Source organism: Variovorax soli (assembly GCF_031454625.1).
Lineage (GTDB): Bacteria > Pseudomonadota > Gammaproteobacteria > Burkholderiales > Burkholderiaceae_C > Variovorax > Variovorax soli_A.
This window is the reverse complement of record NZ_JAVDRF010000005.1, coordinates 229448-254943: the sequence shown is the minus strand read 5'-3', so window position 1 is coordinate 254943 and position 25496 is coordinate 229448. Positions and strand designations below refer to the sequence as shown.

Annotated in this window: 20 protein-coding genes; 10 read left to right on the top strand and 10 right to left on the bottom strand. The window is 66.6% G+C overall.

All coding sequences use genetic code 11. The features are described from left to right. The first annotated feature begins 24 nt into the window (after positions 1-24). On the top strand, positions 25-843 hold the full coding sequence (locus J2739_RS14120) for an IclR family transcriptional regulator (protein WP_309902639.1): 819 nt from the start codon (positions 25-27) through the stop codon (positions 841-843). On the opposite strand, the gene J2739_RS14115 is transcribed toward J2739_RS14120, so the two are convergent. Next, complete coding sequence (locus J2739_RS14115) at positions 844-1743, bottom strand: LysR family transcriptional regulator (RefSeq protein WP_309902637.1); 900 nt, start codon at positions 1741-1743, stop codon at positions 844-846. Positions 1744-1853: 110 nt separating this feature from the next. On the opposite strand from J2739_RS14115, the gene gcl reads away from it, so the two are divergent. The 4 genes from gcl (at position 1854) to J2739_RS14095 (ending at position 8356) form a co-directional block, all read left to right on the top strand. Next, entirely contained in the window at positions 1854-3647 is a 1794-nt protein-coding gene (gene gcl, locus J2739_RS14110) for a glyoxylate carboligase (protein ID WP_309902636.1), read from the top strand. A 15-nt stretch (positions 3648-3662) separates the two neighbouring features. Next, a complete protein-coding gene (hyi, locus tag J2739_RS14105; protein ID WP_309902634.1) occupies positions 3663-4442 on the top strand; it encodes a hydroxypyruvate isomerase in 780 nt (259 codons plus the stop codon). Beyond that, positions 4418-5377, top strand: a complete 960-nt coding sequence (locus J2739_RS14100) for a 2-hydroxy-3-oxopropionate reductase (RefSeq protein WP_405053882.1) — start codon at positions 4418-4420, stop codon at positions 5375-5377. The genes hyi and J2739_RS14100 overlap by 25 nt, the downstream gene beginning before the upstream one ends. A gap of 147 nt (positions 5378-5524) precedes the next feature. Then, a complete protein-coding gene (locus J2739_RS14095; protein WP_309902631.1) occupies positions 5525-8356 on the top strand; it encodes a hypothetical protein in 2832 nt (943 codons plus the stop codon). A 53-nt stretch (positions 8357-8409) separates the two neighbouring features. On the opposite strand, the gene J2739_RS14090 is transcribed toward J2739_RS14095, so the two are convergent. Further along, positions 8410-9054, bottom strand: a complete 645-nt coding sequence (locus J2739_RS14090; RefSeq protein ID WP_309902629.1) for a hypothetical protein — start codon at positions 9052-9054, stop codon at positions 8410-8412. 88 nt (positions 9055-9142) lie between these two features. Here J2739_RS14090 and J2739_RS14085 point away from each other — a divergent pair, with 88 nt between their 5' ends. Continuing rightward, complete coding sequence (locus J2739_RS14085; protein WP_309902627.1) at positions 9143-9652, top strand: thermonuclease family protein; 510 nt, start codon at positions 9143-9145, stop codon at positions 9650-9652. 109 nt (positions 9653-9761) lie between these two features. Here the strand turns inward: J2739_RS14085 and J2739_RS14080 are convergent, their stop codons facing one another. Further along, positions 9762-11078, bottom strand: coding sequence for a hemolysin family protein (locus J2739_RS14080; RefSeq protein WP_309902625.1), 1317 nt, complete (start codon positions 11076-11078; stop codon positions 9762-9764). A gap of 24 nt (positions 11079-11102) precedes the next feature. Here J2739_RS14080 and J2739_RS14075 point away from each other — a divergent pair, with 24 nt between their 5' ends. Further along, a complete protein-coding gene (locus J2739_RS14075) occupies positions 11103-11945 on the top strand; it encodes a symmetrical bis(5'-nucleosyl)-tetraphosphatase (protein ID WP_309902623.1) in 843 nt (280 codons plus the stop codon). A 9-nt stretch (positions 11946-11954) separates the two neighbouring features. On the opposite strand, the gene J2739_RS14070 is transcribed toward J2739_RS14075, so the two are convergent. The 4 genes from J2739_RS14070 to guaD form a co-directional block, all read right to left on the bottom strand. Next, positions 11955-13421, bottom strand: coding sequence for a DEAD/DEAH box helicase (locus tag J2739_RS14070; protein ID WP_309902622.1), 1467 nt, complete (start codon positions 13419-13421; stop codon positions 11955-11957). Between the two features lie 96 nt (positions 13422-13517). Continuing rightward, positions 13518-14396 (bottom strand): KPN_02809 family neutral zinc metallopeptidase, encoded by an 879-nt coding sequence (gene ypfJ / locus J2739_RS14065; RefSeq protein ID WP_309902620.1) that lies wholly within the window; start codon positions 14394-14396, stop codon positions 13518-13520. A gap of 153 nt (positions 14397-14549) precedes the next feature. Next, on the bottom strand, positions 14550-15116 hold the full coding sequence (dcd, locus tag J2739_RS14060) for a dCTP deaminase (RefSeq protein ID WP_309902618.1): 567 nt from the start codon (positions 15114-15116) through the stop codon (positions 14550-14552). 128 nt (positions 15117-15244) lie between these two features. Next, positions 15245-16540, bottom strand: a complete 1296-nt coding sequence (guaD, locus tag J2739_RS14055) for a guanine deaminase (protein WP_309902616.1) — start codon at positions 16538-16540, stop codon at positions 15245-15247. A 176-nt stretch (positions 16541-16716) separates the two neighbouring features. Between guaD and J2739_RS14050 the strand changes: the two genes are divergently transcribed. Beyond that, the gene (locus tag J2739_RS14050) at positions 16717-17871 is read left to right on the top strand and encodes a glycosyltransferase family 4 protein (protein ID WP_309902614.1); all 1155 of its coding nucleotides are present in this window, start codon (positions 16717-16719) and stop codon (positions 17869-17871) included. Continuing rightward, complete coding sequence (locus J2739_RS14045) at positions 17868-18530, top strand: acyltransferase (RefSeq protein ID WP_309902612.1); 663 nt, start codon at positions 17868-17870, stop codon at positions 18528-18530. The genes J2739_RS14050 and J2739_RS14045 overlap by 4 nt, the downstream gene beginning before the upstream one ends. A 33-nt stretch (positions 18531-18563) precedes the next feature. Here J2739_RS14045 and J2739_RS14040 read toward each other — a convergent pair whose 3' ends face one another. The 3 genes from J2739_RS14040 to J2739_RS14030 all read right to left on the bottom strand — a co-directional run bounded on the left by J2739_RS14040 (position 18564) and on the right by J2739_RS14030 (position 24842). Next, complete coding sequence (locus tag J2739_RS14040; protein ID WP_309902611.1) at positions 18564-19652, bottom strand: BMP family ABC transporter substrate-binding protein; 1089 nt, start codon at positions 19650-19652, stop codon at positions 18564-18566. Positions 19653-19752: 100 nt separating this feature from the next. Further along, complete coding sequence (locus J2739_RS14035) at positions 19753-21636, bottom strand: GspE/PulE family protein (RefSeq protein WP_309902609.1); 1884 nt, start codon at positions 21634-21636, stop codon at positions 19753-19755. A 113-nt stretch (positions 21637-21749) separates the two neighbouring features. Then, the gene (locus J2739_RS14030) at positions 21750-24842 is read right to left on the bottom strand and encodes a sensor domain-containing diguanylate cyclase (protein ID WP_309902607.1); all 3093 of its coding nucleotides are present in this window, start codon (positions 24840-24842) and stop codon (positions 21750-21752) included. A gap of 261 nt (positions 24843-25103) precedes the next feature. On the opposite strand from J2739_RS14030, the gene J2739_RS14025 reads away from it, so the two are divergent. Next, positions 25104-25487, top strand: coding sequence for a hypothetical protein (locus J2739_RS14025; protein ID WP_309902605.1), 384 nt, complete (start codon positions 25104-25106; stop codon positions 25485-25487). Positions 25488-25496: the final 9 nt, after the last annotated feature.

Genomic DNA, 25496 nt, shown 5'->3' with positions numbered 1-25496 from the left:
CTGAAGATTTCGAAGAGCAAGATCATGACGCCCTCTGAGACCGCCACCGGCGCCGTGCCCCGCCTGTTCGCCCTGCTCCGTGCACTGGCCGACGCCCCATCGGAGGGCTGCCGCGTCACCCAATTGGCGAAGCGCGTAGGCCTGACGCAGGCGACGGTGCACCGGCTGCTGCAGTCGCTGATGGCCGAAGGCGCCGTCGAGCAGGACCCGCGCAGCAAGCTCTATCGGCTGGGCGTCGACTTCTTCGCGCTGGCCGCACGTGCCGGCAATCCGGGCGACTTGCGCAGCCTGTGCCGGCCCGCCCTGCTGCGCCTGTGCGGCAGCCTCGGCGACACGATCTTCCTGCTGGTGCGCAGCGGCTTCGACGCGGTGTGCCTGGACCGCAGCGAAGGCCCTTTTCCGATCCGGTCCTTCAGCGGCGACATCGGCGGGCGCATTGCGCTCGGCGTGGGCCAGGGCGCCATGGCCATCCTCGCCTTCTTGCCGGAGGCCGAGCGCGAGGAGGTGATCCGCTTCAACCTCTCGCGGGTGCGCGAGTACGGGGTGTTCGACGAGGTGTACCTGCGCACCGAAATCGAGCAAGTGCGCAAGTCGGGCTACGCCGGGCGTAACACAGGCCTGCTGGAAGGCATGGCCGGCGTCGCAGTGCCGATCCTCGACCGCGAGGGCCGGGCCGTGGCGGCGCTGAGCGTGGGCACCATCTCCGACCGCTTGAGCCCGGAGCGGATGCCCACGGTGGTGTCGCTGCTCAAGCGAGAGGCCGAGGCGATCGGCCCGAAGATCCATCCCTTCGACTCGACCCTGCGGCGGCCGGCGCAGCGGCTGTCCGGCGCGGCGACGTAGCTACCCCCACCACCCTTCCCCGAACCGCCCCTGCAGGAAAGCGACGAAGCTCGACACCTTTCCCGGCACCAGCTTGGGCGACGGGAAGACCGCGTGGATCTCCTGCTCGGGTAGCGCATGCCCCGGCAGCACCTCCACGACCTTGCCCGCGGCCAATGAATCGCTCGCCACGTAGCGCGGCATCAGCGCGATGCCCAGCCCCTCTCTCGCCGCGGCCAGCACGGCCGAGACGTTGTTGGAGCGCAGCCGGCCGGAGACAGGCACCGTCACCGGCTCGCCCTTGGGCGTGTGCATGCGCCAGACGTCGTCGCCCACCACGCTGCTGTAGATCAGCGCCACATGGCCGCTCAGGTCCTGGGCGCGCCTGGGCGTGCCGTGCTTCTTCAGGTAGTCGGGCGCCGCCACCATGACCCAGGGATTCATGCCGAGGAAGCGCGCGCCCAGCGATGAGTCGGCCAGCTTGCCCATGCGCACCGCGACGTCGATGCCCTGCGCGATCAGGTCGACATAGCGGTCTTCGAAGCTCAGGTCCACCTGCACCTGCGGGTGACGCGCCATGTACTCCAGCGCGAGCGGCACCATCACGCGCCGTCCGAAGGCGACCGAGGTGCCGATGCGCAACAGGCCCTGGGCCTGCGACTCGCGCCGGCGCACCACCTGCTCGGCCTCCTCGGCCTCGTGCACGATGGACTTGCACTTCTCGTAGTAGAGCGAGCCCGATTCGGTCAGGCTCACGCCCCGCGTGTTGCGGTTGAGCAGCCGCACCTTCAGCCGCGCCTCGGTGGCCGCGACCTGCTTGGTCACCGTGGGCTGGGTGGTGTTGAACTCGCGCGCGGCCTTGGAGAAGCTGCCGGTCTCCACCACGCGAACGAACATCTCCATGGCAAGCAGTCGGTCCATCGGGCAATCGTAGCCAGTTATTCCGTGCCGGAATAGCTTTTATGGCCCCGCGCCGCCTTCTGCCGGACGCCCCAAATTCCTACAGTCAAGCCATCCCAAGGAGACTACACATGGCAAAGATGACCGCGGCCCAGGCCGCCGTTCTGGTGATGGAAAAAGAAGGCGTAACGCAGGCCTTCGGCGTGCCCGGCGCCGCCATCAATCCGCTCTACTCGGCGCTGCGCAAGCAAGGCAGCATCGGCCACATCCTGGCGCGCCACGTCGAAGGCGCTTCGCACATGGCCGAGGGCTACACCCGCGCCGTGGCCGGCAACATCGGCGTGTGCATCGGCACCTCGGGACCGGCCGGCACCGACATGATCACCGGGCTGTACTCGGCCTGGGCGGACTCCATCCCGATCCTCTGCATCACCGGCCAGGCACCGCGCGCGCGTCTCTACAAGGAAGACTTCCAGGCCGTGGACATCGAGTCGATCTCCAAGCCGGTCACCAAGTGGTCCGTCACCGTGCGCGAGCCCGGCCAGGTGCCGCAGGTGTTCCAGCAGGCCTTCCACCTGATGCGCTCCGGCCGCCCGGGCCCGGTGCTGATCGACCTGCCCTTCGACGTGCAGATGGCCCAGATCGAGTTCGACATCGACACCTACCAGCCGCTCACGCCCTACAAGCCGGCCGCGTCCCGCGCGCAGATCGAGAAGGCCATCGCAATGCTGAATGCCGCCGAGCGCCCGTTGATCGTGGCCGGCGGCGGCATCATCAACGCCAACGCCAGCGAGCTGCTGGTGCGCTTCGCCGAGGCGACCGGCGTGCCGGTGATCCCCACCCTCATGGGCTGGGGCACGATTCCCGACGACCATCCGCTGATGGCCGGTATGTGCGGCCTGCAGACCAGCCACCGCTACGGCAACGCCACCATGCTGGCTTCCGACTTCGTGCTGGGCATCGGCAACCGCTGGGCCAACCGCCATACCGGCTCCGTCGAGGTCTACACCAAGGGCCGCACCTTCGTGCACGTGGATATCGAGCCCACGCAGATCGGCCGCGTGTTCACGCCCGACTTCGGCATCGTCTCGGACGCCAAGGCCGCATTGGAACTGTTCGTGGAGGTGGCGGAGGCCATGAAGGCCAAGGGCCAGTTGCCCAGCCGCCGCGCGTGGGCGGACGAATGCCTGGAGCGCAAGAAGACCATGCTGCGCAAGACCAACTTCGACGACGTGCCGATGAAGCCGCAGCGCGTGTACCAGTGCATGAACCGCAACTTCGAGCGCGAGACCTGCTATGTGAGCACCATCGGGCTTTCGCAGATCGCGGCGGCGCAGTTCCTGCATGTCTACAACCCGCGCAACTGGATCAACTGCGGCCAGGCCGGCCCGCTCGGCTGGACCATCCCGGCCGCCCTGGGCGTGCGTGCCGCCGATCCGGCGCGCAGGATCGTCGCGCTCTCGGGCGACTACGACTTCCAGTTCATGGTCGAGGAACTGGCCGTCGGCGCGCAGTTCAAGCTGCCGTACATCCACATCGTGGTCAACAACTCGTACCTCGGGCTGATCCGCCAGGCGCAGCGCGGTTTCGAGATGGACTACTGCGTGCAGTTGGGCTTCGAGAACATCAACGCCACGGCCGAAAGCGGCGTCGAGCGCGAGTACGGGGTCGATCACGTGAAGGTGGTCGAGGGCCTGGGCTGCAAGGCGATCCGCGTCTACAAGCAGGAAGAGATCAAGCCCGCCATCCAGCGCGCCGAGCAGCTGATGGCCGAGTTCAGCGTGCCGGTCGTGATCGAGGTGATGCTGGAGCGAGTGACCAACATCGCCATGGGCACCGAGATCGATGCCATCAACGAATTCGAGGCGCTGGCCGAGAGCCTCGCGGATGCGCCGAGCTCCGTCGCTGCCGCCATGCTGGATTGAGAGGAGACAAGCAAGATGCCGCGCTTTGCCGCCAACCTGACGATGCTCTTCACGGAGCTGCCCTTCATGCAACGCTTCGAGGCTGCCGCGAAGGCAGGCTTCAAGGCCGTCGAGTACCTGTTCCCCTACGCCTTCGACAAGAAGGAGCTCACCGCGGCCCTGCGCGCCAACGGCCTGCAGCAGGTGCTGCACAACCTGCCCGCGGGCAACTGGGAGGGCGGCGAGCGCGGCATCGCCTGCCATCCCGACCGGATCGGTGAGTTCCGCGAGGGTGTGGGCATGGCGATCGACTATGCGAGTGCGCTGGGCTGCCCCAAGCTCAACTGCCTGCTCGGCAAGCTGCCACAGGGTGTGAGCGCGGACGAGGCGCGCAAGACCGCGGTGGAGAACCTGCGCTTCGCGGCCCGCGAACTGCAGGGCGCGGGGATCATGCTGCTCGTCGAACCGGTCAACTACTTCGACATTCCGGGCTTCTTTCTCACCCGAACCGACCAGGCGCTGGCCATCCTCGACGAGGTGGGCTCGACCAACCTGCTGCTGCAGTACGACATCTACCACGCGCAGCGCATGGAGGGTGAACTGGCCGCCACCCTCACCAAGAACATGGCCCGCATCGGCCACATCCAGCTGGCCGACAACCCGGGCCGGGGCGAGCCGGGCACGGGCGAGATCAACTACCCGTGGCTCTTCAAGCACATCGATGCCGCCGGCTACACCGGCTGGATCGGCTGCGAGTACAAGCCGCGCGGCGAGACCGTCGAAGGTCTCGGATGGCGCACCGCCCTCCCCCGATAACGACACACAGACAAAGACAAGGAATTCATCGCATGTCCTCTACGGCCTCTCAGAAGATCGGCTTCATCGGCCTCGGCATCATGGGCGCGCCCATGGCCGGGCACCTGCTCGACGCCGGCCACACGCTCTTCGTCCACACGCACGGCGCAGTGCCCGAGCCCTTCACCTCGCGCGCCACCGTGTGCGACTCGGCGGCCGAGGTCACGAAGCAAGCCGACGTGATCTTCATCATGGTTCCGGACACGCCCGACGTTGAAAAGGTGCTGTTCGGCGAGAACGGCGTGGCCTCGACCCTGACCCGGGGCAAGACGGTGGTGGACTGCAGTTCCATCGATCCGATCGCGACCAAGGGCTTCGCCCAGCGCATCGTCGACCTGGGCTGCGGTTACGTCGACGCGCCGGTATCGGGCGGCGAGGTCGGTGCCAAGGCCGCCAGCCTCACCATCATGTGCGGCGGCGACGAAGGCGTGTTCGGCCGTGTGCGGCCTCTGCTCGAGAAGATGGGCAAGAACGTCACGCTGGTGGGCGGCGCGGGCGATGGCCAGGTGTGCAAGGTAGCCAACCAGATCATCGTGGCGCTCAACATCGCCGCCGTCGGCGAGGCGCTGGTCTTCGCCAGCAAAGCCGGCGCCGATCCGGCCAAGGTGCGGCAAGCGCTGATGGGCGGCTTCGCCTCCTCGCGCATCCTCGAGGTGCATGGGGAGCGAATGATCAAGCGCACCTTCGCGCCGGGCTTTCGGATCTCGCTGCACCAGAAGGATCTGAACCTCGCGATGCAGAGCGCACGCGCGCTGGGCGTGGCGCTGCCGCAGACGGCTGGCGCGGCGCAGTTGATGAATGCGTGTGCGGCGCTGGGGCACGGGCAGGAGGATCACTCGGCGCTGGTGCGGGCGCTGGAAGCCATGGCGCAGCACCCGGTGGCGGGCGAGGGCTGACGGCGAGATGCTACGCGAGCGGGGAGTGAGGCGCGGAGTCGTCTCTGCGAGAAAGCGCGACAAAGTTGGGCAGTATTGCGACAAATTTTGACGCAGCGATCAGTTACGTTTACATACGACCTTCCAGAACACCATGAAGGTTGCCAAATGAGTCGCGCCAGCAGATATGTGCCGCATTCGCCCCAGTCGCCCTATGGGGAAAAACTGCAGAAGCAGTCAGGACCAAAGCGAGCCGAACAAGGCTCCAGTCACACGAATCCTGAGAAAGTTTCGCCCCCCATAATCACTCCCCTCAAGATTGGCCGAATCAGGGACGAATTCGATCGTCGCCTCGCAGTCTCCCGGCGCGCCGATGACAACCGGCTGGTCAGGCGGGATGCGCTGCCACGGATCGCCCGCATGTCTCAGAGGGTGCTGGTCCCCACGATCGAAAGCTTGCGCAAAGACATGTCTCCGGAAGAGCGTCGGAGAACAAGCAGGATCATCGACAAGGCGAAAAAAATCATCGCCGCTGACGATTCTGATGTCGTCGAGTCTGATCCCGAGACCGTACAAGATGCTTCCGCTGACAGTGGGGACCTGTCGAGCGACAGCTGGGACACGTTGGCCGACGACGCGGAACTCGAAGCCGACGTCAAGCACTTGCTGCGTTGCATGCAAGAGGTCGCATTGGAGCATCCAGGGGACTCTCCCGATGCGCAGCAGCAACGACGCTGCGGGCTGATCGATTTTCTGGGCGCGATCTTACGCAACGAGTTCAGGAGCGACGCTGGACGATGGGCCGCCAACATCATCAACGTGGGACTGCGCACCGGCATCGTCGTGACGCTGTGCAAGCTCATGGGCGACGCGATCGCCTTCGAGGTCAGCAGAGCCTCGAAGCTTGACGCCCCCTATATGTCCCTCACGGCCATCCTTGCCATCGCCATCGCACCGACCTTCAACCTGGTGGGAGCCATTTCATCAGGCTGCCTCGGCACGGCCAACAGGATCAGCATCATCGCGCGCTCGGCATTGGGCATCATGAACCTGGGCGCGATACTGGCCTGCTACATGACAGGCTCTCTGTACTCGATGGGGGTCCAATTGTCGCCAGTCGTCTGCTACTGCCTTGCTCGCGATATATGCAACTTCATCTTTCCTCTCAGAGACAACCTTAGATCGCTTCCATTTCGCGGAGTGGCCGCATCGGGAGTGTTCTACGTTTTCGGCCAATGGTTCGGTGGATTGGCCATGGACATAGCAGCCCCCATCTCAGGCGCCCGAGGCCTTCCTAGCGCCGTCGGCAATGGAACGGTACTGCCAGAGGTTCTGCTCGCCGCCAGTCTCAACCTCAAGGATTCCGGGATCCACGGGTCGACCAATGGTGGCTTGGAAATCGGTGATGACTTGGTCATGCCTTCCATTGCGAAGTTGCTCGAAAGAAGAACATATCTTCGCGAGGCAAAGGAACAACTTCAAGACGAATCCATTCACAAAAAGTACATCGAAGTCTTGAGTACTTTTGCCAAAAAGCTGCTGATGACGCCAGCCGCCGAGCGCCAGCAGATGATCAACGAGTTGAACGTCGAACTGTATGTGCAAGAGCTTCAACGAATGGAGGGACAGGAGTACGACAGCCTCGATGAGCCGCACAAGCAATATCTTGAACAACTCAGAAAATTGGAGCCAGCCTTTTCTGACAGTCCGGAGATCTCAAAATGGGGAGCACTGAGGGAGTTCGAGAAGGGGCTTGGCATCTACAGCAGGTCACGAGAAATGCGTCGAATGAATCGTGTGAACTTCGATCAGCTCGACAAAACACAGCGCAATTACCTGATGCAGCTCCGAGATGACGTTGATGCGCAGCGAGAACAGTTCGATAGGCTGACTCAGCTCAAGGAGATGCATAGTCTTTACCTGGAAGTTCTTACTGACCCAGACTCTGCAGGACGTGAAGAACGGCTTGAGATGCTAAAAGAGAAGAGGAAGGACAGTCCAGTGCAGACTGACGGGCAAATGCAATTTGGCGAGAAAGAACAAAAACTTCTGGAATCTCTCCGGTATGAATTTGACGACAAAACGGAGTTGCCTCCGATGTCCCTTCTGCGGGACGCTGCTGCATACAGGGCGCCGGACTTCACTCGCCTAGACAAGAGGATCGACAGACTATGCAAGCGACTGTCCCCTGAGATGGAGCGGCGGAGTCGCCAAGAACTCGTGGAAGAACTATTCGTATACGAGTTCATGAGGGCCTATCTCCCATGCCGGCTCACGGCTGTCGAGACCGAGGTCCTGACCAAGCTCTTCGATGAGAAACCACGCCTTGGATCGGGCCTCACAAAAGAATGGCTCAACGAAGTCGATGAACGCAGAAGGAAGGACATGGAAGGGCCTCGCATTCAACTCGGATTTCTTCCCTCCACCGGCAATTTCATTGATAGCCTTGGCAGGATGTTCTTGGTCACCAACGCCGCACGGCAAGGCGTGTTTGCAGGGGTCGTTGGCCTATTGACGGCGCTGTGGGCCGCGCTGGAGGCCGAGCACAGCACTCTGACCGAGGACAGCAACGACATCACGCGGATCCTGTTCTGGAACCTGATGCTCGGAACGGTCATTTACTTGCATTACTGGGCGCTGTACTTGGTTCACAGGGAAGGTGAGTCATCGGAACGGCAGGTCCAGCGGCCGGGAGCGCAAGGCGACTTCCCCCGCGCCCGGAAAGAACCCGAGACGTTCAAAGACGTCATTACACCAAGGGGCCGTGGAAACGACATAAAAGTGAAGGAATACGACGACAACCGAGGCATCAGCGAGGGACTGTCCAGCGAGGGACTGTCCAGCGAGGGGGTGTCCTCGTCGGACGAAGACCTCGGCCCGCCCGATCCGTACTCCGCGCGCCGAACTCGGGAAGACTTAGCGAAGGCCGGCGACGAGTACGAAGCAATCGAACTCGATCCGCTCTCCGCTCGCGGTCAGAAAATTCAGTCGATGGAATAAACCGACTTGTTTTTAACGGGGCGAACTTCCGCGCCCAGCCGAAGCGTTGAGCCTTACCCCGCCCGGCAGTTCCCAAACTCGCAGCGCACTGCCATCGTCTGGCCGTTCGCGCATGGAATGCTGTGGCGCTCGTAGCCGGGGCCCTTCTCGACCAGCGCAGCCATCGGCAGCACGCTGCAGCGCCTGGCCTTGGCGAACTGCTCGGCGCTGTAGGTGTCGCGTCCGGTGCTGCGCAGGGCGGGCTCCGCGGAGCGCTGGCCCGGCGGCACCCAGGTCACGCGCACGCTGGGGTCGGTGTTGACGTAGCCCTTCTGAGCCAGGCAGTTGACCATGGAGGTTTCCTGCCTGGCGTGCCAGACGCGGCGCTCGGGGGTGTAGACAGCCTTGTTGAATGCATAGAGGCCGCCGACCACCGCGGCGCCGCCCAGCGTCGAGATGCCGGCCATCCAGCCTGCGCCGACCACGCCGGTGTCGAGCACGACGAGCGCATCATCATGCTGGCTGGCGCGGAAGGGAATGCTGGCGGCCGAGGCGCGGCACCGGGCCAGGTCGCTCTCGTAGGCCGCCGGATCGTTGGCGGGCGCCTGCACGGCGGGGACGTAGTCGGCCCCGGAACCGGAACCGGGGCCCTGGTTGGGGCGGGTGGCGCAGCCGGCCGCCAGGGCGGCGATGCAGAAGATACTCAGCAGTCTTTTCATGGATGTCCTCGACGGTTCCTCTACTCCGCCGCCGATTGGATCACACAAATAGTTACTTGCCAAAGCGGCTTTTGGAGCAGGCGGTACCATGGCCCGCTTTCGCTTCATGCTTTCCGCCGCCCTCTTCTGCCTGGTCGTCGCCATCAGCGACGGCGACACCCTCAAGCTTCGCTGCGGCGACGCCGGCGCCTTTCGCCAGCTCACCGTGCGACTGCATGCCATCGACGCGCCGGAACTCAGCCAGCCCTTCGGCCGGCGCGCCAAGCAGGCGCTGTCGCAGATCACCTACCGCAAGACGGCGCGGCTGGACTGCCAGGAGGATGAGGACCGCTACCATCGCCTCGTGTGCCGCGTGCGCGTGGCGCCCGACTCCTGCACCGAGGCGCACTGCGCCAAGACGCTGGACGCCGGGCTCGCGATGCTCAACGCCGGCATGGCCTGGTGGTCGCGCGCCTACGCCGGCGAGCAGAGCCCCACCGAGCGCGGGCAGTACGCATTCGCTGAGTCCGACGCCAAAGCCCGACGTGCCGGCCTCTGGGCCGATCGCAATTCGGTGCCGCCCTGGACTTGGCGCGCTGGGCATCCGCGCCCCCACTGATCGAACGCTTCGAGTAACGGTAGACCGCGAGGCCCTTCCACACGGCTCTGGCGCGCCTAGGCGGTCCTAGGCCTTACGCCCTCTTGCCTTCGTCAGCTCGGCTCCGGGCTCAGGCCGTGGCGCCGTGGGAAGCCGCGGTGATCGAACGGGCCTGCACGCGGTCGATGCGCTTGCCGTCGAGGGCCACGATGCGGAAGCGCCAGTCCGCGCAATCGATCTCCTCGTCCACTTCGGGCAGGTGGCCGGCCACGAAGATCAGCAGCCCCGCGACCGTGTTGTAGCGGCCGCGGTCCTCGTCGGGCAGCTCGCGGATGCCCAGGCGCGCACGCAGCTCGGCCGCCGGCATCAGCCCGTCGAGCTCCCACTCGCCGTCCGGGCGCCGATGGGCCCACGCGTCGGCCTGGGTGGCCGTCTGCAGCTCGCCGGTGATGGCTTCGAGCAGGTCGCCCGGCGTCATCAGCCCCTGCACCACGCCGTACTCGTCGACCACGAACACCAGGCGCGCGGCGCGCGCACGGAACTGCTCGAGCAGCTCCATGCCGGTCAGGGTCTCGGGCACGAAGATCGCGGGCTGCGCCGCTTCTTCGATGGTGCCGGGATTCGCAAGGCCCAGCGCCAGCAGCCTGGCCACGCTGATGGTGCCCACCACGTCGTCCAGCGAGCCCCGGCACACCGGATACCAGGAGTGGACGTTGTCGCGCACCGCGTCGCCCGACACCTTCCGCAGGGCCTGCTCGACCGTGTCGGAGGCCTCCAGCCAGTCGATGTCGGCGCGCGGCACCATCAGCGAACTGAGCCGCCGGTCGTCGAGGTGGAACACGTTGCGCACCATCTGGTGCTCGTGCATTTCGATCACGCCGGCGTCGACACCTTCCTCCAGGCTGGCCGAGATTTCCTCCTCGGTCACCACGCGGGCCGCATTCAGGTCGATGCGCAGCAGCTTGAGGATGGCGGCCGTGGCACCCGACAGCAGCAGCACGAAAGGCTTGGCGGCCGCAGCGAGCATGTGCATCGGGCGCGCCACGTAGCGCGCCACGGGCTCGGGATAGAGCTGGCCGATGCGCTTGGGCACCAGCTCGCCGAAGATGATGGTGAAGAAGGTGATGCAGGTCACGACCACCGCGGTGGACGCGACACTGGCCGTGCCTGGGCCGAGCCCCGCCTTCTCCATCCACGCGGCAAGCGGCGCCGCGAAAGCGGCCTCGCCGACGATGCCGCTCAGCATGCCGATGGACGTGATGCCGATCTGAACGGTCGAAAGGAACTGGGTGGGCGCCTCCATCAGCTCCAGCGCGGCGGCGGCCCCGGCGTCCCCCGTTTCGGCCAGCGCGGCCAAACGGGCCCGGCGGCTGGTGGAAAGGGCCATTTCGGACATTGCGAACGCCGCGTTGAGCGTGGTCAGCAAGGCCAGCAGAAAGACATCCATGGAGGAAGGGGAGAATGGGAACCCATGGCACTCTACCTGATCGGCGATGTGCAGGGCTGCGACCAGCCCCTGGCGCGCCTGCTCGACGACATCGCTTTCTCCCCCAGCCGCGATCAGCTGGTGCTGCTGGGGGACCTGGTCAACCGCGGACCCGACTCGCTGGCCGTGCTGCGCCGCGTGCAGCGCCTGGACGGCGCCGCGCAGAGCGTGCTGGGCAACCACGACCTGCACCTGCTGGGAGTGGCCCAGGGCGCGCGCAAGCCAGGACGCAAGGACACCCTGGCCGAGGTGCTGGCCGCGCCCGACCGCGAGGCCCTGATCGACTGGCTACGCCGGCAGCCGATGGCCTTGCACCGCGAGCTCGCCGATGGCGAGTTGCTGATGGTGCACGCAGGCGTGCTGCCCCAATGGAGCCTGGGGGACACGTTGGCGCTGGCAGCTCAACTCGAATCGGTGCTGCGCGGCCCCGGCTGGACCGAATTTCTGCAGACCATGTATGGCAACGAGCCCGCGCGATGGAACGACTCGCTGAGCGGCAGCGCACGGCTGCGCGTCATCGTCAATGCGCTGACCCGGCTGCGCTTCTGCAGCGCTGAGGGCGTGATGGAGTTCGAGACCAAGGACGGCGCGTCCGCCGCGCCGGAGGGCTACATGCCGTGGTTCGATGTGCCGGGGCGGCGCACGGCTGGCGTCACCATCGCCTGCGGCCACTGGTCGACACTGGGCTGGGTCTCGCGGACCGACCTGATCTCGGCCGACACGGGCTGCGTCTGGGGCGGTTGCCTGAGCGCGGTACGCATGGGCGCTACGACCGCGGATCGCGAGCTGATCCAGGTGCGCTGCGCGCAGGCGCAGAAACCCGGCTGAGCGACCGGCTCAGTTCGGCTGCGCCTCCGTTGACTTGAACAGCGCCGGGACCTTGCGCTTGCTCTTGATGTTGTTCGAGATGCCGCGCGCGGGCGTGGCCTTGGCGGCGGCCTCCCAGGAGGGCGCGGCCTCGCGCTCCGGGCTTTCATACGGCTTCTCGAAGAAGGGGTCGCGCGGCGCCGCGGGTGCGCGGTGCGGCCGCGTGCTGCGCCCGAAGCGGGCTTCGCCGTTGCGCTCGCGCGGCTGGTCGAGCACGTCGCGCGCGTCGCCGGCCTCGCCCTCGTCGCGCCAGTGGCGGCGGCCGTCGTTGATGCGGCCGCGCGGACGGTCTTCCTCGAACTCGACCGGCTCCAGCTCGATCTTCCTCTTGATCAGCTTCTCGATGTCGGCCACCAGCCGAACGTCGTTGCCGCCGCTGGCGAAGCTCACCGCCAGGCCCGAGGCGCCGGCGCGGCCGGTGCGACCGATGCGGTGCACGTAGTCCTCGGCGTTGAAGGGGATGTCGAAGTTGAAGACGGCCGGCACGTCCTTGATGTCGAGGCCGCGGGCCGCCACGTCGGTGGCCACCAGCAGGTCGACCTCACCGGCCTTGAAGGCAGCCAGCGACTTCAGGCGCTCGTCCTGGCTCTTGTCACCATGAAGTGCCGTGGTGTTGAGCCCTTCGCGCTCGAGCGAGCGCGCAAGGCGCGCACAGCCCAGCTTGCTATTGACGAAAACGAAGGCCTGCTTGAGGCCGCGCTGCCTCAGGATCTGCTTCAGCGCGCGGCGCTTGTCGTCGTCGCTGACGCTGTAGAAATGCTGCTCGACCGTGGAAGCCGTCTCGTTCGGCCGCGCCACTTCGATGGTGACCGGATTCTGCAGATAGCTGCTGGCCAGGCGCTTGATCTCGGGCGAGAAGGTGGCCGAGAACAGCAGCGTGGTGCGCTGCTTCGGCAGGTACGAGAGGATACGCTGCAGGTCGGGCAGGAAGCCGATGTCGAGCATGCGGTCGGCTTCGTCGAGCACCACGTACTCGACCTGGTTGAGCACCGCATTCTTGGCCTCGATGTGGTCCAGCAACCGGCCCGGCGTGGCCACCAGGATCTCGACGCCCTTCTTGAGCTCCACCGTCTGCGGCTTCATGTCGATGCCGCCGAACACCACGGTGCTGCGCAAGCTGGTGTGCTTGGCATAGAGCTTGACCTGCTGCGCCACCTGGTCGGCGAGCTCGCGCGTGGGCAGCAGCACCAGCGCACGCACGGGGTGGCGTGCCGGCGATGTCGAGCTGTTCTCGTGCTTGAGCATGCGCTGCAGGAGTGGCAGCGAGAAGGCCGCTGTCTTGCCTGTGCCGGTCTGTGCGGCGCCCATCACGTCCTGGCCTGCGAGCACCACCGGGATGGCCTGCGCCTGGATCGGAGTCATGGACTCGTAGCCCATTTCGGCCACCGCGCGCATCAGGGGCTCGGCCAGGGATAGATTGGAGAAGGAACTGGTCATGAACCTTCTATTGTCGCACTGCGGCAAAAAACGAGGATGACAGTGCGGTGACTGGTTGTTTTGCTATGTTTTCAGTAGCAACAGAGCAGGGCCGGATCAGAGGCCGCGCGCAGCGAAGGTATCGCAGTCCTGGACCTTGCCGCTCTTGTAGCCGGTGCCGAACCAGCGCTGGCGCTGAGCGCTGGTGCCATGGGTGAAGCTGTCGGGCACCACGGCCCGGCCGGCCGAGCGCTGCAGGGCGTCGTCGCCGATCTTCTGCGCCGCGTTCATGGCTGCCTCGATGTCACCGGGGTCCAGCCACTGCTTGGACTCCTGCGAATGGTGCGCCCACACGCCGGCGAAGCAGTCGGCCTGCAGTTCGACGCGCACGCTCAGCGCGTTGTTCTGCGCCTGGCCGAGCCGAGCGCGCATCTGGTCGACCTTGCCGGTGATGCCCAGTTCATCCTGCACATGGTGGCCGACCTCATGCGCGATCACGTAAGCCTGCGCGAACTCGCCGGGCGCGCCGAGCTGGTTCTTGAGGGTGTCGTAGAAGCCCAGATCGATGTAGACCTTCTTGTCGCCGGGGCAGTAGAAGGGCCCCATGGCCGACTGGCCGGTGCCGCAGGCAGTGGGCGTCGCGCCTCGGAACAGCACCAGGCGGGGCGGCGTGTAGCTGCCGCCGTTCTGGCGGAAGACGTCGCTCCACACCACCTCGGTGTTGCGCAGCACGGTCGACACGAAGGCGGCCTCGCGGTCGTTGGCAGGCGGCTTGTGCGCCGGGCCCTGCTGCTGCACCTGGGCCGGGGGTTCGCCGCCGCTCATCAGCCCCAGCAAGGTGAGCGGGTTGATGCCGAAGATCCACCCCGCGATCACGGCCACCGCGACCGTGCCCAGCCCGATACTGCGCCCACCGATCGGCAGGCCGCCGAAGCCCCCGCCGCCGTCGCGGCGGTCCTCGACGTTGTCCGATTGTTCGTTGCCTTCCCATCTCATGACGTATCTCCTTGCCGCCGCGCGACGGCTCCGCTCCCGATCGTAGGCGCCCGGTCCTGGAGCACGACCATGGCTGGACATCCTTGCGCTGACCCTCCGGACCCGCACGCGCCGCCAGGCGCAAGCGCGTGCAGGACAGCGCCGCGAAGTGGCCTATGCCTTGGGCAGGGTCACGCCGCGCTGGCCCTGGTACTTGCCGCCCCGGTCCTTGTAGCTCGTCTCGCAGACCTCGTCGCTCTCGAAGAAGAGCACCTGGGCGCAGCCCTCGCCGGCGTAGATCTTGGCGGGCAGCGGGGTGGTGTTGCTGAACTCCAGCGTCACGTAGCCTTCCCACTCGGGCTCGAAGGGCGTGACGTTGACGATGATCCCGCAGCGCGCGTAGGTGCTCTTGCCCAGGCAGATGGTCAGCACATTGCGGGGGATGCGGAAATACTCGACCGTGCGCGCCAGCGCGAAGCTGTTGGGCGGGATGATGCAGGAGTCGCCGTGGAAGTCGACGAAGCTTTTCTCGTCGAAGTTCTTCGGGTCGACCACCGTGCTGTGAATGTTGGTGAAGACCTTGAACTCGGGGGCGCAGCGGATGTCGTAGCCGTAGCTCGAGGTGCCGTAGCTGATGATGCGGTGGCCGTCCTGCTCGCGGATCTGGCCCGGTTCGAAGGGATCGATCATGCCGTTCTTCTCGGCCATGCGCCGGATCCACTTGTCGCTCTTGATGCTCATATGCGCTCGTACTGCTGGGGTCGCGCGATTGTGGCATGGCATGGAAAGCGGACGCCGTACGCGAAGGGCGCGAAGGTCTCAAGAAGGGGCGAAAAGAAGACGACATCCTTGCCTTCTTCGCGCCCGTTTCAACCCGCTTTCTGCAGCGCCTGGGACACCACCGTCTGCTCCACCAGCCGGTCATCCCCCAGCACGATCATCGTGAACAGCAGTTCTTCGAGGCTGTCCGCCCGCGCCGTCTTGCGCGCGAGCAGTGGCGTGGCCCCGGGATCGAGCACCAGGAAGTCGGCCTCGCAGCCCGGCTGCAGGTTGCCGATGGTGCCCTCGAGGCCCAGCGCGCGCGCGGCGCCGCCGGTGTGGCGCCACCACAGCTGAGAGGGGGCGATGCTCAGGCCGGGCTTGGTCTGGCCCTCGCGGCCGACATAGTAGGCAGCCAGCATGGTCGAGAAGGGACTGAAGCTGGTACCGCCGCCCACGTCGCTGGCCAAACCGTAGGCGCAGCCGATGCGGTCGGCCCCTTCGAAATCGAAGAAGCCGCTGCCCAGGAACAGGTTGCTGGTCGGGCTCACGGCCGCGGCGGTGCCGGTCTCGCGCATCAGCCGGCGGTCGTCATCGTCGAAATGGATGCAGTGCGCATAGACGGCACGCTCGCGCATGAGGCCGAAGCTCCGATAGACATCGAGGTAGGAGCGAGCACCGGGGAACAGCTCGCGCGCCCACTTCACTTCGTCCTTGTTCTCGGCCACGTGGGAATGGATCCAGGTGTCCGGGTACTTCGCGGCCAGCTCGCCCGCGCCGCGCAGCTGCGCGTCGGTGCTGGTCGGCGCGAAGCGCGGGGTGATCGCGTAACCCAGGCGGTCCACGCCGTGCCAGCGGCGGATCAGCGATTCGGTGTCGCTCAGGCTCTGTTCAGTCTGGTCGCGTACACCGTCTGGCGAATGACGGTCCTGCAGTACCTTCCCGGTGATCATGCGCAAACAGCGGCGCTGCGCCGCCTCGAAGAAGGCCTGCACCGACGCCGGATGCGAGGTCGCGAAGGTCAGGGAGGTGGTGACGCCGTTGCGCAGCAGCTCGTCGAAGAAGACCTCCGCCACCTCGGCCGCATGGGCCGGGTCGGCGAAGCGGCTCTCGGCGGGAAAGGTGTAGTTCTCGAGCCAGGGCAGCAGGCCTTCGGAGGGCGCGCCGATGATGTCGGTCTGCGGGAAGTGGATGTGCATGTCCACGAAGCCCGGGGCAATGATGCGGCCAGGCCAGTGCGTGACGGCGACGCCCGGATGGCGGGCCGCGACACCACCGAAGGCGCCGGCGTCCAGCACCCGCTGCCGCCCGCCGCTGTCCGGGCCGACGACCAGCAGGCCGTCCTCGTCGAAGACAGGCTGGCCGGCGGCATCGAATCGCAAAAGGGAGGCACGGTAGGCTTGCATGGGCTGGGAGGGTAAGGCAGCGACGCCGGTACGGAATGTACGAGCGCGTATGGAGGCTATATGACAGCCCCGGTTTCCGTCCTCCACGGCGTGGGGAGCCCCTCCCGCTAGAACATAATTCCTCCTTCAAACCCGATAGGAACAGCGATGACTCCACGCGACGCAGACCGCCGCGCATGTCCAACATGAAAGTGCTCCTCATAGGGAACTACGTCCCCGACGGCCAGACCAGCATGCTGGCCTTCAAGCGCATCCTGGAACAGGAACTTCCCCACGTCGGCTGCGAGCTGCGGGTGCTGACGCCGCCGCGGCGGGTGCTGCGGGTCCCCACCTCCTCGCGCCTTTGGAAGTGGCTGGGTTACGTGGACAAGTTCATCCTCTTCATTCCGTCGATGGCGCGGCACGTGCGCTGGGCCGACGTGGTGCACGTGACGGACCACTCCAACGGCATGTACATCCCGTGGGTCCGCTCGAAACCCAATGTGATCACCTGCCACGATGTGATCGCCGTCCAGGCCGCCAAGGGCATGGTGGACGGCTGGAACGTGGGCTGGACCGGTCGCCTCTTCCAGCGGCTGATCGTCAAGGGGCTGGGGGCGGCCGACCTGGTGGCCTGCGTCTCGCACCTGACCCGGCGCGAGCTGCTGTCGCTGGGCCTGGCCGAGGAGCCGCGGGTCACCGTGGTGCTCAACGGGCTGAACGACGATTTCCGGCCGGTTCCCCCCGAGGAGGCGCAGGCGCTGATCCGGCGCTTCGGCATTTCGGCCGAGGACAAGTTCCTGATCCACGTCGGATGGGACCTGGCGCGCAAGAACCGCAGCAAGGTGGTGGAGACCTTCATTGCCCTGCAGGAGCGCGCGGCGGCGGGCGGACGGCCGGCGCCGGTCCAGCAGCTGCTGTTCGTCGGCCCGGAGCTGGTGCCGGAGGTGGCCGAGCTGGCGCGCAAGCACGGCGTGGCCGATCGGATCAAGACGGTGCAGGGGGTGTCGCACGAGGAGCTGCGTGCGCTCTACGCGAGCGCGACTGCCCTGCTCTTTCCTTCGCTGCAGGAGGGCTTCGGCTGGCCGGTGATCGAGGCCCAGGCCTGCGGTTGCCCGGTTTTCACCTCCAATCTGGCGCCGATGAACGAGATCGGCGGCGAAGGCGCTGTCTACGTGGACCCCAACGATCCGCAAGCCATGGCCGCCGCCATCGAGGACGCTGCGCCGCGCTTCGAGGAGATGCGGCGCCTGGGCATCGAGAACGCCAAGCAGTACACGGCGCAGAGCATGGCCTCCAACTACGTGGCGAGCTACCGCCGCGTGCTCGACGAGCGGAGGTCGCGCGGGTGAAGCGGCTGCTCGGGCTGCTGGTGGTGTTCCTGCCCTGGCCGCTGAAGCGCGCGGTGCTGCGCCGCTTCTGGGGCTACCAGATCGCCGACGGCGCGCGCATCGGGCTCTCCTACGTCTTCCCGGGGCAGCTCGTGATGGGCGAAGGGGCCTACATCGGCCACTTCAACGTGGCCATCCACCTGGGCCGGCTCGAGTGCGGTGCGCATTCGGTCATCGACCGCTCGAACTGGATCACCGGCCATCCGCCGGCGGGCGCTCATTTCAAGCACCGCAGCGACCGCGACCCGACCTTCTCGCTGGGCCAGCATGCGGCCGTCACCAAGCAGCACATCATCGACTGCACCGACCGCGTCGACATCGGCGCCTTCACCACCATCGCCGGCTACCACTCGCAATTGATCACGCATGGCATCAACGTGCTGGAGAACCGGCAGGACTGCAAGCCGATCCGCATCGGCGCCTACTGCCTGGTGGGGACGCGGGTGACGGTGCTCGGCGGCGCCGCCCTGCCCGACCGCTCGATGCTGGGCGCCGGCTCGGTGCTCAACAAGTCGCACGTCGAGTCGTACGCGGTCTATGCGGGCTCGCCGGCGGTGCCGGTGAAGAAGCTGGACCCCGAGGCGGCGTACTTCCACCGCGAGCGCGGCTTCGTGCATTGAGGCGGGCCGCATCGCCTCTCGGATGCCGGCGGCTCAGCGCGCGATGTGGCCCTGCACGCCCTCGACCAGCCAGTTCATCATCAGGATCTGGTCGTCGCGCAGCCCCGTGCCCTTGGCGATGACGACCTTGCCTTCGTTGTCGCGCACGTCCTCGGCCGCCCGGAAGACCTGCAGCTTGCCGCTGGCGATGTCCTGCTGGCGCGCCAGCACCTCCTCCTGCACGGCTTTGGGAACCTTCGTGCCGAAGTCGCCGACGCGGACCATCCCTTCCTTCACGCCGCCCCAGATGCTGACCGGCTTCCAGCTGCCGTCGAGCACCGCCTTCGCGCGCTGCGTGTAGTAGCCGCCCCATTGGTGGGTGACGGCGACGATCTGCGCATCGGGCGCGACCTTGCGCATGTCGGAGTGGTAGGCCACGGCCAGTTTGCCGCGCTCCTGCGCCGCGGCCATCACGGCGGTGGAGCCGGTGTGGAAGGCGATCACGTCGACGTCCTGATTGAACAGTGTCATCGCCGCGTCGCGCTCCCGCGGCGGATCGAACCAGGCGTCCAGCCACACCACCTTGACCTGCGCCTTGGGGTCGACGGAACGCATGCCCAGCGTGAAGGCATTGATGCCCTGCAGCACCTCGGGAATCGGGAACCCGGCCACGTAGCCGGCGACATGGGTCTTGCTCATGCGTCCGGCCGCGATGCCGGCCAGGTAGCGGCCCTGGTAATAGCGGGCGTTCGCGGTCGCCACATTGGGCGCCGGCTTGTAGCCGGTGATCGATTCGAACTTCACGTCGGGGAAGTCGCGCGCCACCTTGAGCGTGGGCTCCATGTAGCCGAAGCTGGGCGTGAAGATCAGCTTGTTGCCCTGCTGTGCCAGGTCACGGATCACGCGCTCGGCATCGGGACCCTCCGGCACGTTCTCGACGAACGTGGTCTTCACCTTGCCGGCAAGTGCCGCCTCGACGGCCTTGCGGCCCTCCTCGTGCTGGCGCACCCAGCCGGCATCGGTGATGGGCGCGACGTACACGAAGCCGATCTTGAGCGGCTCCGCCTGCGCGGCGGATCGAGAAATGGATGGCAATAGGAAAAAACAGGCGGCCGCGAGCGCGGCTGCGAGGTTTTTGTACATGGTGTTCCTCTACATGGCCCCGGGATGAAAATGGCGCTGGGGGGCGGCAGCGCCGGGGCCATATTTTACCGGGCGGGCCGGCCCCGGCCCGACGCGCGGCTCAGGTGTTGCTGGTCGCGCGCACTTCCTCGATCGTGGTCTCTCCGGCGAGCACCTTGGCGATGCCGTCCTGGCGCAGCGTGCGCATGCCCTCGCGCAGCGCGGCTTGCTTGATCTCTTCGGCGCGGGCGCCGCCTTGCACGAGGTGGCGCAGCTCCTTGGACATCGTCATCAGCTCGTGGATCCCCACGCGCCCCCTGAACCCGGTGTCCTTGCAATGCTTGCAGCCGGCGCTCGAAAAGCTCATGAGCCGTCCGTCGCGCGCATGGCGGCGTTGCCACGAAGCGACCACCCCTTCGCGATCGGCCGGCGAGGCCTTCACCGCGAAGGCATGCAGGTAGTCGGACACCAGCTCGTCGGTCTCTTCCGCCGTCAGCGGACGGCTGCTGATGCAGTGGGTGCAGAGGCGGCGCACCAGCCGCTGCGCCAGCACGGCCAGCAGCGAGTCCGCGAAATTGAAGGGGTCCATGCCCATGTCGAGCAGCCGCGTCACGGTCTCGGGGGCGCTGTTGGTGTGCAGGGTGGACAGCACGAGATGGCCGGTCAACGAGGCCTCGATTGCCATCTTCGCGGTCTCCTCGTCGCGGATCTCGCCGACCATAATCACGTCCGGGTCCGCACGCACGAAGGCGCGCAGCGCCTTGGCGAAGGTCCAGTCGATGCGAGGGTTGACCTGCACCTGGCGCAGACCCGGCTGGGTGATTTCGATGGGGTCTTCCGCGGTCCAGATCTTGCGCTCGGGCGTGTTGATGTGCATGAGCGCCGAATGCAGCGTCGTGGTCTTGCCCGAACCGGTCGGCCCCACGCACAGCACCATGCCATAGGGTCGCTCGATGGCCTCCTTGAGCCGGCTCAGATTGCGCCCGGACAGCCCCAGCGCATCCAGCGCGATGGGCTTGGCCGACGCCAGGATGCGCATCACCACGTCTTCCAGCCCGCCGGTGGTCGGGACGGTCGCCACGCGCAGCTCGATGCGGTGCTGGGGCGAGAACTTGGCGAAGTTGATCTTGCCGTCCTGAGGCTTGCGCTTCTCGCTGATGTCGAGGTCGCACATGATCTTCACGCGCGCGACGATCGCGTTGCGGTAGCTGGGCGGCAGCTCCAGGTAGGTGTAGAGCCGCCCGTCGCGGCGAAAGCGGATGCGGGTTTTCTCGCGCCCGGGGTAGCTCTCGATGTGGATGTCCGACACGCCCTCTCGGTGCGCTTCCAGGATCATGCTGTTGATCATCCGGACCAGCGAGTTGTCCGATTGCTCGATCGGCGCGTCCTCGTCGACCGGCGGGCGGACTTCCTTCTCGAGGGTCTCCAGCAGTTCGCTGGTGCCGGCGAGGTCGAAGTCGATGCTCATCGGGTCGGCCGCCGCCGGGCGTGCCTCCGCCTGTGCGCCGATCTTCTCGTAGGCCTTCTGCAGCACCTCGTCCAGATCGCGGGATTGGCCGATCACCGGCACCACCTTCATCTGGGCGATGAACTCCACTTCGTCGATCGCCGCATGCCGGCCGGCCGGGTCGTCGAGCGCGACCACGAGGCGGCCGTCGTGGATCATCAGCGGCATGACCTGCAGGCGCCGTGCGACCCCATGGTTGATTTTGCGCAGGGCGTCGGCCGCGGGCGGGTACAGCTGCAGATTGACCAGCGGGTAGCCCATCTTGCGCACCAGCGCAAGCTGCAGCTGGGCGCGGCTCACCACGCCCATGCGCACCAGCGTCTCGCCCAGCGGCACGCTGCGGTCGAACTGCTGCTGCGCCAGCGCGGCCTCCAGCTGCCCTTCCGTCACCATGCCCAGCGAGACCAGGGCCTCGCCGATGCGCATGATCGGCATGCGGCTCTGGGCCTCGAGTTCCTTCGACAACTGCTCGGGCGTGACGACTTCCGCAGACGACATGGCTTTGACCTCTTGTTCGGTTTTTTTCCGGGAACTCCAGGGCTCCCCGCAGCGATTTCAGCACAGCTGCGGGCCCCACACGATGAGGACTTGTGTCTTCACAACGAAAGTACTCACGCCGGGGCGAAGGCGTGGGTGTTGCGTCCCGCCGCCTTCGCCGCGTAAAGCGCGCCATCGGCGCGCTCCAGCAGCTCGGACGGCGTGACCGCGCGATCGGAGGGCACATGGAAGGCGACGCCGATGCTGGTCGTGATCTCCAGCTGCCGGCCATCGATGCGGAAGGCGGGTGCGCCCACGCAAGCGACGATCTTGCCGGCCACGGTCGCGGCCTCCTCCTGGCCGTCCAGGTTCTCGAGCACGATCACGAACTCGTCGCCGGCCAGCCGCGCCACGATGTCGGTGCTTCGCACGGCGGCTTGCAAGCGGCGGGCGAATTCAACCAGCACGCCGTCGCCGGTGGCATGGCCGAGCGTGTCGTTGATGCGCTTGAAATGGTCGATGTCGAGGAACATCAGGCCGAGCGCACCTCCGGTGCCGGCGGCCCGCGCGAGGGCCTCCGGGAGCATCTCGTTGAAGGCCAGGCGGTTCGGCAGGCCCGTGAGGGTGTCCAGCCGCGCCAGTTCGATCAGCCTGCGCTCCACCGCCTTCAGCCCCGTGATGTCCAGGCTGAGCGAGAAGATGCCGTGCGTCGCGCCATCGAGGCCGATGTCGGGCACGTAGATGACGCGGGTCACGCGGTCGAAGTCGCCGCTCTTGGTCGCCGCCTCGAACTCCACGCGCTCGCCGGCCAGCGCGCGCTCGATCATCGACTTGCGGGATTCGTACAGCTCGACCCCCGCGACGTCGCGGATATGGCGCCCCAGCAGCTCCGCCGGGTCGAGCCCCAGCCACTCGCGGTAAGTGGCGTTCGCAAAGGTGATCTTCTGCTCGCGGTCGATGTAGGTGATCAGCGCCGGCAGGTTGTCGGTGATGGTGCGCAGGCGCATCTCGCTCTCGGCCTGGCGCAGCTCCGCCTCCTTCAACGCGGTAATGTTGAAGGTCATCACGTAGAAGCCGAGCACCCGCCCCTGCAGGTCCTTGTCCGGAATCATGTTCACCTGGTAATGGCCGGCCTGGCCGTGCAGCGGCGCCTCGATCGGAAAGCGCGCTGCTTCTCCCGCCAGCACCTTCGGAAGAAAGGGTGCGTGCTGCGCGTACACCGCCTCGCCGACCGCCGAACGCAAGGTCACGCCATCGAGCGGGCCGTCGGCCAGACCGGCCATCTGCCGCGCCCGGCTGTTGCCATAGAGGCAGTTCTGCTCGCGGTCGAAATACCCCACCAGGGCGGGAATGCTGTCGGTGACGTCGCGCAGCCGCTTCTCCTGCTCGCTGAGGGCCTTGCGGATGTTGACCTCCTCGGTGATGTCGAAGGTCATGGCGAATACGCCCTGCACCATGCCGACGTCGTCCTGGTCGGGGATGTAGTGGCCCTTGTAGGTCCGGTGGCCGACCCCGAGCATCTCATCGCCGGCTTTCTCGACGATCACCGTCTCTCCCGCGAGCGCACGCCGGTAGTAGGGCTCGACCTTTGCGAAGTCGGCCGCGCCGCGCAGCTCGGGCATCGACTTGCCGACCATCGCATCGTCGTGGTGCAGCGCCCTGACCTTCGCATTGACGAAGGTGTAGCGCAGCGAGGCGTCGACGTGCGAGACCAGCGCCGGGATGTTGTCGGCGATGGTGCGGACCTGCGCCTCGCTGTGCGCCAGGCTGAGTTCGATGCGCTTGCGCTCCGTCACCTCGGAGGTCATCGCGTAGTAGCCGCGGACTTCCCCCGCCCGGTCTCGGTCGGGGATCAGCTCGGTCTGGAAGAAGCGGGGAGCCTCGCCGCCACGGATGGAGCCGCGGCGTTCGAAGGTCACCGGTTCGCCGGCCAGCACGCGCCGCAGGTAGCGCTCGGGGATGGCACTCTGCTCGGCGCCGACCGCCTCGCGCACGGGCCGGCCCAGCAGATCCGCTGCGCTGCGGCCCAGTTGCTCGCACAGGCGTGCATTCACGAAGGTGTAGCGGCCTTGCGCGTCTGCGTGCGACACCATGGCCGGCAGGTTGTCCGTGATGTCCCGCAGGAACTTCTCGCTGGCCCGTCGCTGCTGCATCAGTTCGTCGAAGGTGCGCCACAGGTCGCCGATCTCGTCGTGCGCATAGGTGCTCGGCGCAGCGGCTTCCTCCGGCGCGGCCTGGGCATCCAACATGCGCCGGTGCAGTTGCGACAGCGGCTGGAGCTGGCTTCGCACCAAAGCCAGTGCGGCGGCGCCCGCCAGCAGGGCCAGCACGAAGGCGCCTGCCCAGGCCACGCGCTCGATGGCATCGACCTGTGCGAAGGCCTCCTTGCGCGGATATACCGCGCCGAGGATCCAGCCGGCCTGCCGCAGGCGCTTGAAGGCGTAGAGGGCGTGCGTCCCGTCGTGGTCCAGCCCCTCGCTCGTGCCTTCGAAGCCTGTGATGGCGCGCTGGATCTCGATGTCCGCGACCCCATCGGAGCCGGCGCGATTCAACACCAGCTCCGGCCGAGGATGGTCGATCACGATGCCGTCCGCGGAGAGCATGAAGAGGTAGCCCGTTTCGCCGAACTTGATGTTGGCCAGCTCCCCCAGGATGTTCCTTTCCTTCAGGTTGATGGAGCCCCAGATCACGTAGCGCAGGCGCCCGGCTGCGTCCTGCACCGGCTCCGTGATGGCCACCTGCGCCAGGCCGTTGATCCGGTTGCGGTACGGTGGCGAGATCACCCCGGCGCCGCTGGAGACCGTGTCCGCGAAGTACGAACGGTCGCGGACATTCGCGCGGCCAAGCTGCTGCACCCCGTTCAGGTTGGCGACGATCTCGCCGTCGAGATCGATGAGGGCAACGTTGTCGAAGGCCTCGCGCAGCGATTGGTGTTTTTCCAGCAGGCCCTGCAGCGGCGCGGCGTCCGCAACCTCCTGCGATTTCACGCTGTCGGCCAGGGTCTTCAGCACGTTGCGCCGACCGGAGAATTTCTGGTCGACCGCCTCGGCAATGGCGGTGACCCGCGCGAGCTCCTCGCTGGCGATCGACGCCTCCATGCTGGCCTTCACGAGGTGCAATGCGACGGTGGCGATCGCGAAGGTCGCGGCCAGCACCACCGCGGCCACGGCGGCGCTCAGGCGCGTGTTCAGGCTGAGGCGGATGTTGCTGAGACCTGGCGATTTCATCGGGATCGGCAGCATAAGGCAGTCGGGCACACGGGCCGCTGACCGCGCAGCCTGCTCGCCACAGGCGCTGGGCCGGCAAGCAGGCCTCGGCGAAACGCCGGCGCGAACGTCGGCGTGGCGTGGCCGCCACCGGCATCGATGCGAATTCGCAACTCGGCCTGCGCTCCAGGCACTAGTTCACGCCCCCGCCATGCGCGCGCCGCGATGCAGCAGTACGATGCTCACGACGAACCCCTCAGCGTTCGTGAAGCGGCAGGTCCTATGAAAGCGCGTGTACTGGGAGCACTTCTATCGGCGTCGGTCATCGGCATCTCCCTGCCGGTCCATTCGCAGACCACGCGGCCCGCTGCGGCGCCAACCGCCGCCGAGCAGCAGGAAGCCGATTACCGCGTGATCGCAGCCCGTTGCGGCACGCCGGCCTTCGAGAAGGGCTTCTTCAAGAGCTCCAGAGCGGCCGTCGCGGCCGGGCTGGTCAACAAGCACCGGATGCCAGCCGACGTCGAAAAATCGGTGGAGGCGCTGCGGCGCAGCCCCTTCGTGCTGGTGGCGACGAACGCCGATTGCCCGAACCAGCTGGCGCAGCTCAAGGAACTGCTGAAGACGCGCCAGGAAACGATCCGCACCGGGCGCGCGCGCAAGCCTTAGCCGGGCCGC